This is a genomic window from Streptococcus porci DSM 23759 (genome assembly GCF_000423765.1).
Lineage (GTDB): Bacteria > Bacillota > Bacilli > Lactobacillales > Streptococcaceae > Streptococcus > Streptococcus porci.
Genome location: NZ_AUIP01000010.1, coordinates 89,743 through 104,267 on the forward strand (window position 1 = coordinate 89,743; position 14,525 = coordinate 104,267).

At 39.0% G+C, this 14,525-nt stretch carries 12 protein-coding genes, 1 rRNA gene and 1 pseudogene; 12 read left to right on the forward strand and 2 right to left on the reverse strand.

Translation table 11 applies throughout. From position 1 onward, the window contains the following. The first annotated feature begins 88 nt into the window (after window positions 1-88). The 3 genes from pth to G576_RS0104740 all read left to right on the forward strand — a co-directional run bounded on the left by pth (window position 89) and on the right by G576_RS0104740 (window position 4,850). Entirely contained in the window at window positions 89-658 is a 570-nt protein-coding gene (gene pth, locus G576_RS0104730; RefSeq protein WP_027973629.1) for an aminoacyl-tRNA hydrolase, read from the forward strand. Further along, entirely contained in the window at window positions 651-4,154 is a 3,504-nt protein-coding gene (gene mfd, locus G576_RS0104735) for a transcription-repair coupling factor (protein WP_027973630.1), read from the forward strand. The genes pth and mfd overlap by 8 nt, the downstream gene beginning before the upstream one ends. Before the next feature lie 138 nt (window positions 4,155-4,292). Beyond that, window positions 4,293-4,850, forward strand: coding sequence for a helix-turn-helix domain-containing protein (locus tag G576_RS0104740; RefSeq protein ID WP_027973631.1), 558 nt, complete (start codon window positions 4,293-4,295; stop codon window positions 4,848-4,850). 46 nt (window positions 4,851-4,896) lie between these two features. Here G576_RS0104740 and G576_RS0104745 read toward each other — a convergent pair whose 3' ends face one another. Both G576_RS0104745 and G576_RS12300 read right to left on the reverse strand, forming a co-directional pair. Further along, window positions 4,897-5,235, reverse strand: coding sequence for a P-II family nitrogen regulator (locus G576_RS0104745; RefSeq protein WP_027973632.1), 339 nt, complete (start codon window positions 5,233-5,235; stop codon window positions 4,897-4,899). A gap of 10 nt (window positions 5,236-5,245) precedes the next feature. After that, window positions 5,246-6,480, reverse strand: a pseudogene (locus tag G576_RS12300) (ammonium transporter). A 237-nt stretch (window positions 6,481-6,717) separates the two neighbouring features. On the opposite strand from G576_RS12300, the gene G576_RS0104755 reads away from it, so the two are divergent. The 9 genes from G576_RS0104755 to G576_RS0104795 all read left to right on the forward strand — a co-directional run. Continuing rightward, complete coding sequence (locus G576_RS0104755; protein ID WP_027973633.1) at window positions 6,718-6,993, forward strand: RNA-binding S4 domain-containing protein; 276 nt, start codon at window positions 6,718-6,720, stop codon at window positions 6,991-6,993. Further along, window positions 6,977-7,351 (forward strand): FtsB family cell division protein, encoded by a 375-nt coding sequence (locus G576_RS0104760; protein WP_027973634.1) that lies wholly within the window; start codon window positions 6,977-6,979, stop codon window positions 7,349-7,351. Before G576_RS0104755 ends, G576_RS0104760 begins: the two co-directional genes overlap by 17 nt. After that, window positions 7,351-7,494 carry an SP_0009 family protein gene (locus tag G576_RS13705; protein ID WP_037618487.1) on the forward strand — a complete coding sequence of 48 codons (144 nt, stop codon included), beginning with the start codon at window positions 7,351-7,353 and terminating at the stop codon, window positions 7,492-7,494. Before G576_RS0104760 ends, G576_RS13705 begins: the two co-directional genes overlap by 1 nt. Before the next feature lie 15 nt (window positions 7,495-7,509). After that, complete coding sequence (locus G576_RS0104770) at window positions 7,510-8,793, forward strand: serine hydrolase (protein ID WP_027973635.1); 1,284 nt, start codon at window positions 7,510-7,512, stop codon at window positions 8,791-8,793. Next, entirely contained in the window at window positions 8,790-10,046 is a 1,257-nt protein-coding gene (gene tilS / locus G576_RS0104775; RefSeq protein WP_211218872.1) for a tRNA lysidine(34) synthetase TilS, read from the forward strand. Before G576_RS0104770 ends, tilS begins: the two co-directional genes overlap by 4 nt. 10 nt (window positions 10,047-10,056) lie before the next feature. Beyond that, entirely contained in the window at window positions 10,057-10,599 is a 543-nt protein-coding gene (gene hpt, locus G576_RS0104780; protein ID WP_027973637.1) for a hypoxanthine phosphoribosyltransferase, read from the forward strand. A 10-nt stretch (window positions 10,600-10,609) separates the two neighbouring features. Further along, the gene (gene ftsH, locus G576_RS0104785; protein ID WP_027973638.1) at window positions 10,610-12,568 is read left to right on the forward strand and encodes an ATP-dependent zinc metalloprotease FtsH; all 1,959 of its coding nucleotides are present in this window, start codon (window positions 10,610-10,612) and stop codon (window positions 12,566-12,568) included. Between the two features lie 146 nt (window positions 12,569-12,714). Further along, window positions 12,715-14,103: an APC family permease gene (locus G576_RS0104790; RefSeq protein ID WP_027973639.1), complete on the forward strand. Its 1,389-nt coding sequence runs from the start codon at window positions 12,715-12,717 to the stop codon at window positions 14,101-14,103. A gap of 324 nt (window positions 14,104-14,427) precedes the next feature. Then, window positions 14,428-14,525 (forward strand): 16S ribosomal RNA (locus G576_RS0104795); the annotation flags it as partial.

The following is a 14,525-nucleotide window of genomic DNA, read 5'->3' on the forward strand; positions in this document are numbered from 1 at the left end:
TACAGTTATCTAGACTTCAATGTCTTTGTTGACTGTCCTACTTTTCTATGGAAGATTCGCAAGCGAAAGGCTCCTTTGTATCTTAATTATGGTAAAACTTATTGTTGGTTTGGGAAACCCAGGTTCAAAATATCATGAAACCAAACACAATGTTGGTTTTATGGCTCTAGATTTGCTGGCCAAGGAGTTGGGCGTCAGCTTTTCTGAAAATAAAACCTTCAAAGCAGAGGTAACTTCTAGCTTTATCGATGGTGAAAAGGTTTATCTTGTTAAACCGACTACTTTTATGAACCTGTCAGGCTTTGCGGTCCGTGCCCTCTTGGCTTATTATAATATCCCTATTGAGGATTTTATCGTCATATACGATGATCTTGATATGGAAGTGGGTAAGATTCGTTTTCGTCAAAAAGGCTCCGCTGGTGGGCATAATGGGATTAAGTCAATTATTGCTGAGATTGGTACTCAGGAATTTGACCGCATCAAGATTGGTATCGGTCGTCCCAGGGCTGGTATGACTGTGGTTAACCATGTTCTTGGTAAATTTGAAACTGATGATTACATCACTATCCAAAATACCCTAGATAAAGTTGTGGAGTCGCTCCGCTATTATCTAAAAACGGACGACTTTGAGGGAACCATGAGGCGCTACAATGGCTAATCTTTTAGAACTTTTTGGACAACATAAAAACTTACGTGAATGGCAGGATAAGGGAAATTTGCTAGGGCGTCAGTTGGTTATGGGCTTTTCTGGTGCTACGAAGACTTTAGCAATCGCCTCTTATTTCAATCAAAATGGGGGTAAGCTAGTCATCGTTACCTCAACGCAAAATGAGGCAGAAAGTCTAGCTAGTGACCTTTCTAGTCTGGTGGGAGAGGACAAGATTTTTCACTTTTTTGCAGATGACATGGCAGCGGCAGAATTTATCGTAGCCTCTAAGGATAAGGCTATTGCTCGTGTTGAAGCCTTAAACTTTTTACTTGATGAGTTTGCTGAGGGTGTCCTTTTGGTTAGTCTGGTTGGTACTCGTATCCTTTTGCCAAATCCTATGGACTATAGAGCTCAGCTTTTTACCTTGGAAATTGGAGAAGACTATGATTTGGATAGTCTTTGCCACCAGCTGGTTAATATGGGTTACAGCAAGGTTAGTCAGGTTATGAGCCCTGGTGAGTTCAGTCGCCGTGGAGATATTCTAGATATCTACGATAGTAGAAGTGACCAGTCCTTCCGTTTGGAATTCTTCGGTGATGAGATAGATGGTATTCGAATTTTTGATACTGAAAGCCAAAAGTCTCTGGAGACTTTAGAGAGTGTGCATCTAAGCCCTGCAGATGATATTATTTTGACGCGGGATGACTTTGAAAGGGGAATTTTTCGTTTGGAAAAAGCCCTGCAGAAAGCTGATAATGATAGTCGACTTCATGCCTATTTGTCGGAAATTTTATCCGTTACTGAGGATGGACATAAACATAAGGATTTACGGAAATTTTTATCTTATTTCTATGAAAAAGACTATAGTCTTCTAGATTATATACCAAAAGGCACACCTATTTTCTTTGATGATTTTCAGAAGTTGGTGGATAAAAATGCTCGTTTTGATTTGGAAGTTGCCACCTATTTAACTGATCATTTGCAACAAGAAAAAGCCGTTTCTGACCTTAGCTACTTTTCTAACAGCTACCAAGCCTTACGTGCTTATCAGCCAGCCACTTTCTTCTCAAATTTTCACAAGGGTTTGGGAAATATCAAGTTTAATCTGATTCACAATTTTACCCAGTACCCCATGCAGGAATTTTTCAATCAATTTCCTATGTTGGTGGATGAGGTGAACCGCTATCAGAAAAATCAAGCAACGGTTTTAATCCAAGTAGATTCCTATGCTGGTCTTGAAAAATTGCAGGAAACCCTGCGTGAATATGATTTAGATCTTCCGATAGTAGCTGAAAATGATATTCAAGTCGGTCAAGTTCAGTTGGTTCAGGGGCACTTGTCTAATGGTTTTTATTTTGCAGATCAAAAGCTGGTTCTGATTACGGAAAAAGAAATTTTCCATAAGAAAGTGAAGCGACGTATTCGTCGTCAACATGTCAATAATGCCGAGCGCTTGAAGGATTATAGCGAACTGGAAAAAGGTGACTACGTGGTTCACCAGGTACACGGTATCGGGAAATTTTTAGGCATTGAAACCATTGAAATTTCAGGTGTTCATCGTGATTATCTGACGATTCAGTATCAGGATGCTTCTAGCATTTCCCTGCCAGTTGAGCAGATTGAGAGCTTGTCTAAGTATGTATCAGCTGATGGGAAAGAGCCAAAAATTAACAAACTCAACGACGGTCGTTTCCAAAAGACCAAATCTAAGGTGACCAAGCAGGTTGAGGATATTGCGGATGATTTGCTCAAGCTTTATGCTGAGCGTAGCCAGCTCAAGGGCTTTGCCTTTTCACCAGATGATGACAGTCAGAGAGATTTTGACGATGATTTTCCTTATGCTGAAACTGAGGATCAGCTACGTTCAGTTGCTGAAATCAAAAAGGATATGGAATCTGATAGTCCTATGGATCGTCTCTTGGTTGGTGATGTGGGATTTGGTAAGACAGAAGTAGCTATGCGGGCAGCCTTCAAGGCTGTTAATGATAATAAGCAAGTAGCTGTGCTGGTACCGACCACTGTCCTTGCTCAGCAGCACTACAATAATTTCAAGGAACGATTTGATAACTACGCAGTCAATGTAGGCGTACTCAGCCGTTTTCAGAGCAAAAAGGAGCAGACCGAAACTCTGGAAAAATTGTCCAAGGGGCAAATTGACATTATTATCGGAACTCATCGGCTTTTGTCGAAGGACGTCACATTTTCAGATTTAGGTCTGATTGTTATTGATGAGGAGCAACGCTTTGGAGTCAAGCACAAAGAGACTCTCAAGGAACTCAAAACAAAGGTTGATGTTTTGACCTTGACAGCAACTCCAATCCCACGTACTCTTCACATGTCCATGCTTGGTATTCGTGATTTATCAGTCATAGAGACACCTCCAACTAATCGCTATCCGGTCCAGACCTATGTTATGGAGACTAATCCTGGTTTGATTCGTGAAGCTATTCTGCGAGAAATGGATCGTGGGGGACAGATTTTCTACGTCTACAACAAGGTCGAGACTATTGAGCAAAAAGTTTCTGAACTTCAAGAACTTGTACCAGAAGCCTCTATTGGTTTTGTTCATGGTCAGATGAATGAAGTCCTTTTAGAAAATACCTTGCTGGATTTCATTGATGGTGTTTATGATGTCTTGGTTGCAACCACAATCATTGAGACTGGCGTTGATATTTCAAATGTCAACACACTTTTTATCGAAAATGCTGACCACATGGGGCTTTCCACACTCTATCAACTTCGAGGGCGCGTGGGGCGGAGCAATCGTATCGCCTATGCCTATCTCATGTACCGACCTGATAAGATTTTGTCGGAGGTTTCGGAAAAAAGGCTGGACGCGATTAAGGGATTTACAGAGCTGGGATCTGGCTTCAAGATAGCTATGCGAGATTTATCAATCCGCGGAGCTGGCAATATCTTAGGGGCTTCACAGAGTGGCTTTATTGATTCAGTTGGATTTGAGATGTACTCCCAGCTTCTAGAGGAAGCGATTGCTAAAAAGCAGGGTAAATCACAAGCTCGTCGTAAGGGCAATGCTGAAATTAACCTACAAATTGATGCTTATTTACCTAGCGACTACATCACAGACGAGCGTCAAAAAATTGAGATTTACAAACGAATTCGTGAAATTGAAACGCAAGAAGATTACCAAAATCTTCAAGATGATATCATGGATCGCTTTGGTGAGTACCCAGATCAGGTGGCTTATCTGCTTGAAATCGGTTTAATTAAGGCCTACATGGCTGCCGTTTTTGCCGAGTTTGTTGAGAAAAAAGGTCACAACTTAACTGTTCGTTTTGAAAAAGCTGCACAGGCTATGTTCTTAACTCAGGATTTCTTTGAGGCCTTGTCTAAGACAAATCTTAAAGCTCGCATCAGTGAACACAAAGGAAAAATCGAGGTGATTTTTGATATCAAAAATAAAAAAGATTATGAAATCTTAGAAGAACTGATGACTTTCGGCTCTGCCTTTGTCCAAATCAAAGAGAGAAAAAGGAAAGATTGACAAGACTGTAAACCTCTTTAAACATAGCGTTATATCAAGTTGTCAAAGCCTTTTGTCATAGAAAAAGTTGGTCTGACAAAACCTTTGTATGGTAAACTTGAGAAAAATGATTAGACTGAAATTATCAAGGAGATCGAAATGGAGTTACACAATCGTTTAGTAGATTTACGAAAAAGTCAAAACCTTTCACAGGAGGAGTTAGCGGAGAAACTTTACGTTTCACGTCAAACAATCTCTAACTGGGAACGTGGTAAAACTTATCCAGACATCAACTCACTTTTGTTAATAGCAACATTTTTCGACGTTTCCTTGGATAATCTAATCAAAGGAGATGTGGATATTATGAAACATCAAGTTGACCAATCGCAGTTGAAGAAATGGATCATTATCGGAGGTCTTTCATTCTTTATTTTTTCGATAGCTGTACCGACTCGTTATTTATTTCCTGCTGGAGTAGTGATTCCTATTTTATGGATATTGGCTCTACCAATGATTTATTCAGCTTTTCAGGCGTTCTACATCCTGAAAAATCGAGAGTTGAAAACTTATGCTGATATTCTCAATTTTTTAAATCCGGCGAAAAAAGTAAAAACAAGTTTTTTAAGTGAATTTTGGTTTACTGTTAGTCTGATAATGGCTATTTTCATCATTTTCTTTGCTGGGACGGTGGTTTCAGCACTCATATTCTGGCATTAATGACTCACTAAAAAACTTCCAAGACATTTCTTGGAAGTTTTTTCACTTATATAGCATCGCTGCCCCGTTCACCTGTGCGGATGCGAACAACATCTTCTATTGGTAAAATAAAAATTTTACCATCGTCCACATCACCTGTCCGTACAGCATGAGTAATGGCTTCAAGTACTGTTTCTAACTGACTATCGGTTACCACTAATTCAATTTTAACTTTAGCTAAAAGGGTCGGAATAATACGTTGACCACGAACAATTTCTTCAAACCCACGTTGATTACCAAAACCTAGCACCTGACTAACAGTCATGCCTTTGATACCAATCATCACCAAACTGTCCTTTACGTCTTCCAATTTATCCGAACGGATAATAGCTTCTATTTTTTTTATGTCAATCCTCCTATGAATCTAATCCCATAAAGGTTGGATAGGCAGTTTCATTATGCTCACTATCATCCATACCGATTGCTTCTTCTCGGTCACTAACCCGTAGTGGCATAAAGATGGCAATAGTTTTAATAATGACAAAACTAACCAAGGCAGACCAAATGATAGTAAAAATAATAGCTGCGATTGTTACAAGAAAAAGTTTTCCATTTCCATATATAAATCCAATATAGTCAGGATTGAGAGCTAGTTGAGGTGTCGTAAAAACTCCTGTAACTAGACCACCGAAAATTCCTCCAACCCCATGACAACCAAAAGCATCTAGAGCATCATCCCAACCTAATTTGGATTTAACAAGCCAAATAGCGGCATAGCAGACAGGGCTGACGGCAAGACCAATGATCAACGAAGCCCAAATGGGAACGAATCCAGCTACTGGTGTAATAGCAATCAACCCAGCTACTAATCCTGTTGATCCACCAACTAGACTAGGCTTTCCTGTAATTATGATTTCAATAGTCAACCAAGAAAACATAGCTGCGGCAGCAGAAATATGTGTTGTCATGAGAGCATGTGCAACAAGTCCATTAGCTGCTAAAGCAGAGCCAGCATTGAATCCAAACCATCCAAACCAAAGCAACCCAGCTCCAAAAAGAACAAAAGGAACGTTGTGAGGGCGGTGTTCTAAACTGTGAAAGTCACGGCGTTTACCAACTACAAGTGCCAGAACCAACCCAGAAACTCCAGAAGTGATGTGAACAACATTACCACCAGCAAAATCAATAGTCCCCATTGAGCTAGTAATTCGTCATCCCAAACCATATGAGCAAAAGGATAATAAACCATCAACAACCATGCTGTAATAAAAATGATTAGTGGTTTGAATCGCATACGACCCACTGCAGACCCCGTCAAAATCCCAACAGCAATAATAGAAAACATCATTTGAAAGGCTGAAAATAGTAAATCCGGAATTATTAAATGTCGACTAGAAGTCAGACTGGAGACATTTTGCAAGAAAACATGTGAAAAGTTTCTAAATAAATTCCCGTTTCCTCCAAATGAAAGAGAATATCCTATAACAATCCATAAGAGAGAAGCAATTGCCATAGGAATGATGGACATCATCATGGTATTAATGACATTTTTTCTTCGACCCAACCCTCCATAAAAGAAAGCTAGTGCTGGAGTCATGAGACAAACCATAGCAGTACAAATGACTATAAATGCAATAGAACCTGTATCCATAAAATAACCCCTTAAAATATATTACATAACATAACACAAAAAAAGAAAATAAAGCAATATTTTAAATAAAAAATGTTATAAAATATAACACAAAATAAATAATTCAGATTAATGTGTTATTTTATATAACATACGAATCCACGTACACATATTACAATCTTCTAACAAAAATATTTTTTCCTGATATTTTGAAAAAAAGTGATAAAATAAAAACGATAGACTAAAAAGAGGTCACATATGAGATTAGATAAATATTTAAAAGTATCACGCATTATCAAACGCCGAACAGTTGCCAAGGAAGTGGCTGATAAGGGGCGCATCAAAGTTAATGGTATTTTAGCGAAATCCTCCACCAATCTTAAATCAGGGGACGAAGTTGAAGTACGCTTTGGGAATAAGCTCTTGACTGTGCGCGTGTTGGAAATGAAAGACTCCACCAAAAAAGAAGATGCAGATAAAATGTATGAAATCATCAGCGAGACAAGGATAGCAAATCATGAGCAAGAAGCCTAGTGTTGTTCAATTGAATAACGACTTTATTCAGAATGAAAATCAGCGTCGTCGCTATGAGGAAGAAGAACTCAGTAAACGTCATCGTTTTATTGGTATTATCATGGTAATCATCGTCCTTCTTTTTGTCTTACCTACTTACAATTTGATTTCCAGTTATGTAGATTTGCAAGAAAAAAAGGCTACCATTGTTCAGCTTAAGGATGATGTTGAAGATTTAACAAAGCAGATGAATGAAAAACAAGATTTGGCTAAGCAGTTGAAAAACGAAGATTTCATTCTCAAATACGCGCGAGCTAAATACTATTACATAAGGGATGGAGAAGTAGTTTATTCCACACCAGACCTACTACCAAAATAATGGATAACTTAATTAAAACAGTAGAAATTTTTCTAGCTCATTCAGAAGAAAAGCTGGAAGAACTAGCAGAAAAAAATCAAGCTTTAAAAACAGAACGTAATCAGACTGAAATCGTTACTAAAGTCAGACACAATAAAAAATAATAAGGAGGGGAGAAAATGAAGAAACTATTTGCTCTATTTTTAGTGCCAGTTTTTTTTGCTCCCCTAAAAATCGTTAGTACCGAGAAAAACGTCGAAGAGGCTCCTAATCAGGTTCAGTATCTTGTGACTCAGACGGTTACTAATCAGTTACTGGACTACACCAGTATTCCAGAGCACCCGAAAACTTTGACAGAAGTAGCAGTTTATTCAGACCCAGAGTTAAGTGATTTTTCAGATTTACTTCCTCCTGAGACGCCTCTTGAGATTACTGGTCTAATCTTAAACCAGCAGACGCTACCAGTTTTTGAATTATCAGATGGGACTTACCTACCAGCAAGTCAGCAATTTGTCATTGATGATACGGTTTTAGCGGAAGTCTCTTTTGAAGATGATTTTTGGTTAGAAAAAGGCTTCGCTGTCTATCAAGAACCTTATTATATGGGAGCTCAGTCTTTGCCCACAAAACTTAAAACTTACACTAAGGTACATGTGACTAAGCAGGCACAGACCCTTGATGGAATTTATTACTACATCGACCAGCAGGGCTGGATTTCAGAAAACTTTTTATCAGCTACCGATAACCGTATAGAAAAAGTTCAAGAGCTGTTATCTAGTAAATACAATAAAGCAAAACTTTCTGTTTATGTGGAGCAACTAACAACTGGTGCATCTGCTGGAATCAATCAAGACAAGGTCATGTATTCTGCTAGCATCAGCAAATTACCTCTGCTTTACTATGTTCAAGAGCAGTTAAATCAAGGAAAGATATCTCTAAGCGACAAGGTAAAGTATGTGGCTAAAGTTCATGATTTCAAGGGAGCCTTTGATCCAACTGGAAGCGGGTCTATCAGCAAAATAGCTGATAATAAGGACTACATTATTGAAGAATTAATGAAAAAAGTTGCTCAAGAATCAGACAACGTGGCTACCAATATTTTAGCTTATTATGTAGCAGACCAATACGGAGCTGATTATCAAAATGTTATAGCAAACCTTGCGGACTGGAATATGGAAAAACGTGAAGTTTCATCTCAGACAGCAGCCAAGGTTATGTCAGCTATTTATAAACAAAATGGACAGATTGTTGATTATTTAACCCATACCCGATTTGATGATCAACGCATCTCCAAATTTATTGACGCACCAGTCGCTCATAAAATTGGTGATGCCTATGATTTTCGTCACGATGTTGCTATAGTTTACACAGATGAACCCTTCATTTTGTCTATATTTACAGAAAATACTAGCTACGATGATATTTCTGCCATCGCCAAGGATATTTACACCATTTTGAAATAATGTATCAGAAACTTTTACAAGAGGTCACCAAAAACCATCTTTTTGACCGCCATCAGAAGGTCCTAATAGCTCTCTCGGGTGGAGTAGATTCTATGAATCTGTTGCACTTTTTGTCTTTAAATCAAGAAAGCCTTGGTATCAGTTTAGGCATCGCCCACATCAACTATAAACAGCGTCCTGAGTCTGACAGTGAGGAGGACTACCTGCGTCAATTAGCAGAGACTTCAGGATTTCCTTTTTACTATTCACATTTCTCAGGGGCTTTTTCGGAAAAAGCTGCGCGTGATTTTCGCTATGCCTTTTTTAAAAAAATTATGATAGAAGAAGGTTATACCGCTTTGGTTACTGCTCATCACGCAGATGATCAGGCTGAAACCATGCTTTTAAAACTTCTTCGCGGAAGCAGGCTTCGTCATTTGACAGGAATCAAGGCTGTTCAAGAGTTTGGTCCAGGTCAACTCATTCGACCTTTTTTGACAGTTAAAAAATCCCAACTTCCAAATGTTTTTCATTTTGAAGATAGTTCAAATAAAAGTTTGAATTACCTAAGGAACCGCATCAGGCATGACTACCTACCAAATCTTGAAAAAGAAAATCCAAAGTTTTCTACTTACTTGACGGAATTGGCTAGAGAAAATCAAATATTCCAATCAGCCTTGTCTGAATTAACCAGAAATATGGACGTGACAGACCTAACTTTTTTTCAATCACAAAGTCCAGCTCTAAAAGAGGTATTACTAGGAGAATATCTAGAACATTTTCCAGACTTACAAGTCTCTAAGGCGCAATTTTTAGACCTGTTAGCCCATTTAGAAAACAAAAAGTCTTATCAGATTCCCCTCAAAAAGGATTATGAGCTAGTGAAAAACTCTCAACGGTTCACTATTCAAAAAATCAGCCCTAGGACCGATAGCACTCTAACTTCTAAAGTGCTAAAATTTCAAGAAACCTTAGTTTTTCAGGGGTTTCAATTTTCATTTCATGAAAAAGGAGATGGAATAGCTCTTTTTAGTCGAGCACCCTTGACTCTAAGAGGTCGACAAATGCATGATAAAATTGATTTTGGGACTTTTTCAAAAAAACTGCGCAGGCTTTTTATTGATGAAAAGATTCCTCAAAACGAACGAAATCAAGCCATCGTCGGCGAGCAAGAAGGTCAGATTATATTTGTGCAAACAGCTAATAATCTTTATTTGAGAAAATTTGCTGAAAGTGATACAATGAAAGCTACGTTATATATTCAAAAACTATAAAAGGTGAGGCATGTTAGAGCAAGATATTAAGAAAGTTCTCTTCTCAGAAGAAGATATTACAACAAAGTGTAAAGAGCTTGGCGCTCAACTAACAAAGGATTATGCTGGGAAAAACCCTCTTTTAGTTGGTGTTTTGAAAGGTGCTGTGCCTTTCATGGCTGAGCTAGTTAAACATATTGATACTCAGGTTGAGATGGACTTCATGGTTGTTTCAAGCTACCATGGTGGTACAAGTTCAAGTGGTGAAGTTAAGATTTTAAAAGACGTTGATACGAACGTTGAAGGTCGCGATGTCATCTTTATTGAAGATATTATTGATACAGGTCGCACTCTTCTTTATCTGCGTGATATGTTCAAATACCGCAAAGCAAAATCAGTCAAGATCGCTACCCTTTTTGATAAACCAGAAGGCCGTGTTGTTGAAATTGATGCTGACTATGTTTGCTACAATGTTCCAAATGAATTTATCGTCGGTTTTGGACTTGATTACGCTGAAAATTACCGTAATCTACCGTACGTAGGTGTCCTAAAAGAGGAAATTTACAACAAATAAGAGAGAATAGATGAATAATAAAAAACCAAATGGGCTCATGCGCAATTCCTTTGTAACTATTTTGTTGCTAGTGACAGCTATTTTTAGCTTTCAGTTCTTATTTAGCGACTTGAGTGCAGCGAGCCAAAAAATTAACTACTCAACTCTGGTCAAACAGCTAGAGTCAGGAAAAATTAAAACCATTACCTACCAACCAGATGGAGCGATTGTTACTGTTTCAGGAACTTATACAAAAGCTCAAGAAGTTGAAACAGACAACTCATTCCCTTTCCTTGGTAACCGTACAACAAAAGTAACAAATTTCACCAGCACACTACTTGCAAGCAATGTTTCGCTTGAAAAATTGGAAACTGCTGCTGATAAAGCTGGTACAGAAATCACTGTTAAACAAGAAAGTTCAGTCGGCTCTTGGATTAGTACCCTATCCCTGTGGATTCCCATGGGAATTCTCATCTTCTTCATGTTTAATATGATGGGAGCAGGGCAGGGCCGTGGTGGTAATAATCCAATGAGCTTTGGTCGTAGTCGAGCGAGAACATCTAACAAGGATTCAATTAAGATTCGTTTTACAGACGTTGCAGGTGCTGAGGAGGAAAAACAAGAACTTGTTGAAGTGGTTGATTTCCTCAAAAATCCTAAAAAATATAAGGCGCTTGGAGCCCGTATTCCTAAAGGTGTTCTTCTTGAGGGACCTCCAGGAACGGGTAAAACTCTCCTCGCCAAGGCTGTTGCCGGTGAAGCTGGAGTACCCTTCTTCTCTATTTCAGGATCTGATTTTGTAGAAATGTTTGTCGGTGTTGGTGCAAGCCGTGTCCGTTCTCTTTTTGAAGATGCTAAGAAGGCAGAGCGTGCTATCATTTTCATTGATGAGATTGATGCTGTCGGTCGTCGTCGCGGTGCTGGTATGGGCGGAGGCAATGACGAACGTGAACAAACCCTCAACCAGCTCTTAATCGAAATGGATGGCTTTGAAGGCAATGAAAATATTATTGTTATTGCTGCAACCAATCGTTCAGATGTTCTGGATCCAGCGCTTCTTCGTCCAGGTCGCTTTGACCGTAAAATTTTGGTTGGTCAACCTGATGTCAAAGGACGTGAAGCTATCTTGCGGGTTCACGCTAAGAATAAACCACTTGCTGACGACGTTGACCTTAAGGTTGTTGCCCAGCAAACTCCAGGATTCGTTGGTGCTGACCTTGAAAATGTCTTGAATGAGGCGGCACTTGTTGCAGCCCGTCGTGATAAGAAGAAAATTGATGCCTCTGACATTGATGAGGCAGAAGATCGTGTTATTGCAGGACCTGCTAAGAAAGACCGTCAGGTTTCCCAACGTGACCGTGAAATTGTGGCTTACCATGAGGCTGGTCACACCATCGTTGGACTTGTCTTATCAAATGCTCGTGATGTTCATAAGGTAACGATTGTTCCACGCGGTCGCGCTGGTGGCTATATGATTTCCCTTCCAAAAGAAGACCAAATGCTTCTTTCTAAGGAAAACATGCAGGAGCAATTAGCAGGGCTCATGGGTGGTCGTGTAGCTGAAGAAATTATCTTCAATGTTCAAACAACAGGTGCTTCAAATGACTTTGAACAAGCTAGCGCTATGGCGCGTGCCATGGTTACTGAATATGGCATGAGTGAAAAACTTGGTCCAGTTCAGTATGCAGGTAGCCACGCTATGATGGCAGGACAATTATCACCAGAAAAAACTTACTCTGAAGAGACTGCACGCATGATAGATGATGAAGTTCGTGACCTTCTCAATGCTGCTCGTGATAAAGCAGCAGATATCATCAATCAAAACCGTGAGACTCACGCTTTGATTGCGCAAGCTTTATTGAAACATGAAACACTTGATGCCGCACAAATCAAATCTCTTTACGAAACAGGAAAAATGCCTGAAGATGTTGAAGAACAAGAAGTACGTGCCTTATCATACGATGAAATCAAAGAAAAAATGTCTGAATAATAATAAATGAGTCTGTTTTACAGGCTCATTTTACTTGTCACAACTGCTTTAACTATGGTACACTAAATAGGTTGCTATATTTTAGTCCTACAATTATCGTCTTTGGCGATATAAACATAATAAAAAAAGAGTTATAAAGGTATTTTATGCAATTATTTAGAAAAAAAGTTAGCCAGAACATCAAAAGTCCGCTGAAACGCCATCTAGGTGTTACAGATTTAATTTTTCTTGGCTTGGGTTCTATGGTAGGGACTGGTATCTTCACCATTACTGGTAAAGGTGCAGCTATCTACGCTGGTCCTGCTCTAGTCATCTCAATTATTATTTCTGCTATCGCAGTTGGCATTATCGCCCTTTTTTACGCTGAGTTTGCCTCACGGGTTCCTGGAAATGGAGGAGCTTATAACTACGTTTATGAAACGCTGGGAGAATTTCCAGCCTGGCTAGTTGGCTGGTACATTATCATGGAGTTCATGACAGCTGTTTCGAGTGTTGCCGTAGGTTGGGCAGGTTACTTCAAAGGTGTTTTAGCTCATCAAGGAATCACATTACCAGCAGCTATCAATGGGACCTTTGATCCAGCAAAAGGTCAGTATCTTGATTTATTACCAATTTTAGTTGTTCTCGCTGTTACAGGTTTAGTTTTAATGAATTCAAAATCAGCTTTGCGATTTAATAGTGCCCTCGTGGTTCTAAAATTCTCAGCTCTAGCAATTTTTATCGGAGTAGGTGTTTTTTTCATTAACACAGGTAACTGGTCTGATTTTGCTCCGTACGGATTTGGGCAAATTTATGGCGGAAAAACAGGTATTATAGCCGGTGCATCACTTATGTTCTATGCCTTTTTGGGATTTGAGTCAATTTCAATGGCAGTTGACGAGGTTAAAGAGCCACAAAAAAATATTCCGAAAGGGATTATCCTCTCTCTCAGTATTGTAACAATCCTCTATATTATTGTCACACTGATTTTGACAGGTATGCTACCTTACACAGAACTAGGTGTTGATGATGCTGTTGCCTTCGCCTTGCGTCAGATTGGTTTAGATTGGGCAGGAAATTACGTTTCAGTAGTTGCCATCCTCACACTGATTACAGTATGTATTTCAATGACCTATGCCCTTGCTCGTACAGTTTATAGTATTAGCCGTGACGGTCTTTTACCAAAATCGCTGAGCAAGGTAACTGAAAAACACAAAGTTCCTAAAAACGCTACTATCGCAGTTGGTATCTTATCCATGGTTTGTGCGGGTGTATTTCCGCTGACAACAATCGCAGAGTTCCTTAGTATCTGTACCCTAGCTTATTTAATTATCATGGCTATCGCCTTAATTAAATTACGTAAAGACAAGGGGTTGCCAAGTCAGTCAGAATTCAAAACACCGCTAGTACCATTTTTACCAATTTTATCTATTATCATCTGCTTGTCACTGATGAGTCAGTACCAAACTATTACTTGGTATGCCTTTGGGATCTCCACAATTATCGGAATTGCTATTTATTTTATTTACGGCTACAAAAATTCCAATGAAGCATAAAAAGAAAAACTTTCAGAGAAATCAGGTAAGATTCCGGAATTTTTCTGAAAGTTTTTTTGCAATTTTCAAAAAACCTCTTGACAGATGAAAAGAAATTCGGTAAGATATATGAGTTGTCTTTTGAGAGGTAAAGCTCATGGGGTAATAAAAAAAATTAACAAAAGAGTTGACAAGTTTCAAGTTATTTGTTAGAATATAGGAGTTGTCTCTTAGGAGAGGGCCATTGAAAACTGAACAAGACGAACCAAGTGCGGGTTACGCAAAGTAACCTGTCAAGAAACAATAAACGGATAAGCCAGAGTGTTTAGCCGGACAAACGATTAATTTAATGAGAGTTTGATCCTGGCTCAGGACGAACGCTGGCGGCGTGCCTAATACATGCAAGTAGAACGCTGAAGGAGGTAGCTTGCTACTTCTGGATG

Coding starts and splice junctions, on each gene's coding strand:
- pth (WP_027973629.1), top strand. CDS start 89: ATGGTAAAACTTATTGTTGGTTTGGGAAACCCAGGTTCAAAATATCAT.
- mfd (WP_027973630.1), top strand. CDS start 651: ATGGCTAATCTTTTAGAACTTTTTGGACAACATAAAAACTTACGTGAA.
- G576_RS0104740 (WP_027973631.1), top strand. CDS start 4,293: ATGGAGTTACACAATCGTTTAGTAGATTTACGAAAAAGTCAAAACCTT.
- G576_RS0104755 (WP_027973633.1), top strand. CDS start 6,718: ATGAGATTAGATAAATATTTAAAAGTATCACGCATTATCAAACGCCGA.
- G576_RS0104760 (WP_027973634.1), top strand. CDS start 6,977: ATGAGCAAGAAGCCTAGTGTTGTTCAATTGAATAACGACTTTATTCAG.
- G576_RS13705 (WP_037618487.1), top strand. CDS start 7,351: ATGGATAACTTAATTAAAACAGTAGAAATTTTTCTAGCTCATTCAGAA.
- G576_RS0104770 (WP_027973635.1), top strand. CDS start 7,510: ATGAAGAAACTATTTGCTCTATTTTTAGTGCCAGTTTTTTTTGCTCCC.
- hpt (WP_027973637.1), top strand. CDS start 10,057: ATGTTAGAGCAAGATATTAAGAAAGTTCTCTTCTCAGAAGAAGATATT.
- ftsH (WP_027973638.1), top strand. CDS start 10,610: ATGAATAATAAAAAACCAAATGGGCTCATGCGCAATTCCTTTGTAACT.
- G576_RS0104790 (WP_027973639.1), top strand. CDS start 12,715: ATGCAATTATTTAGAAAAAAAGTTAGCCAGAACATCAAAAGTCCGCTG.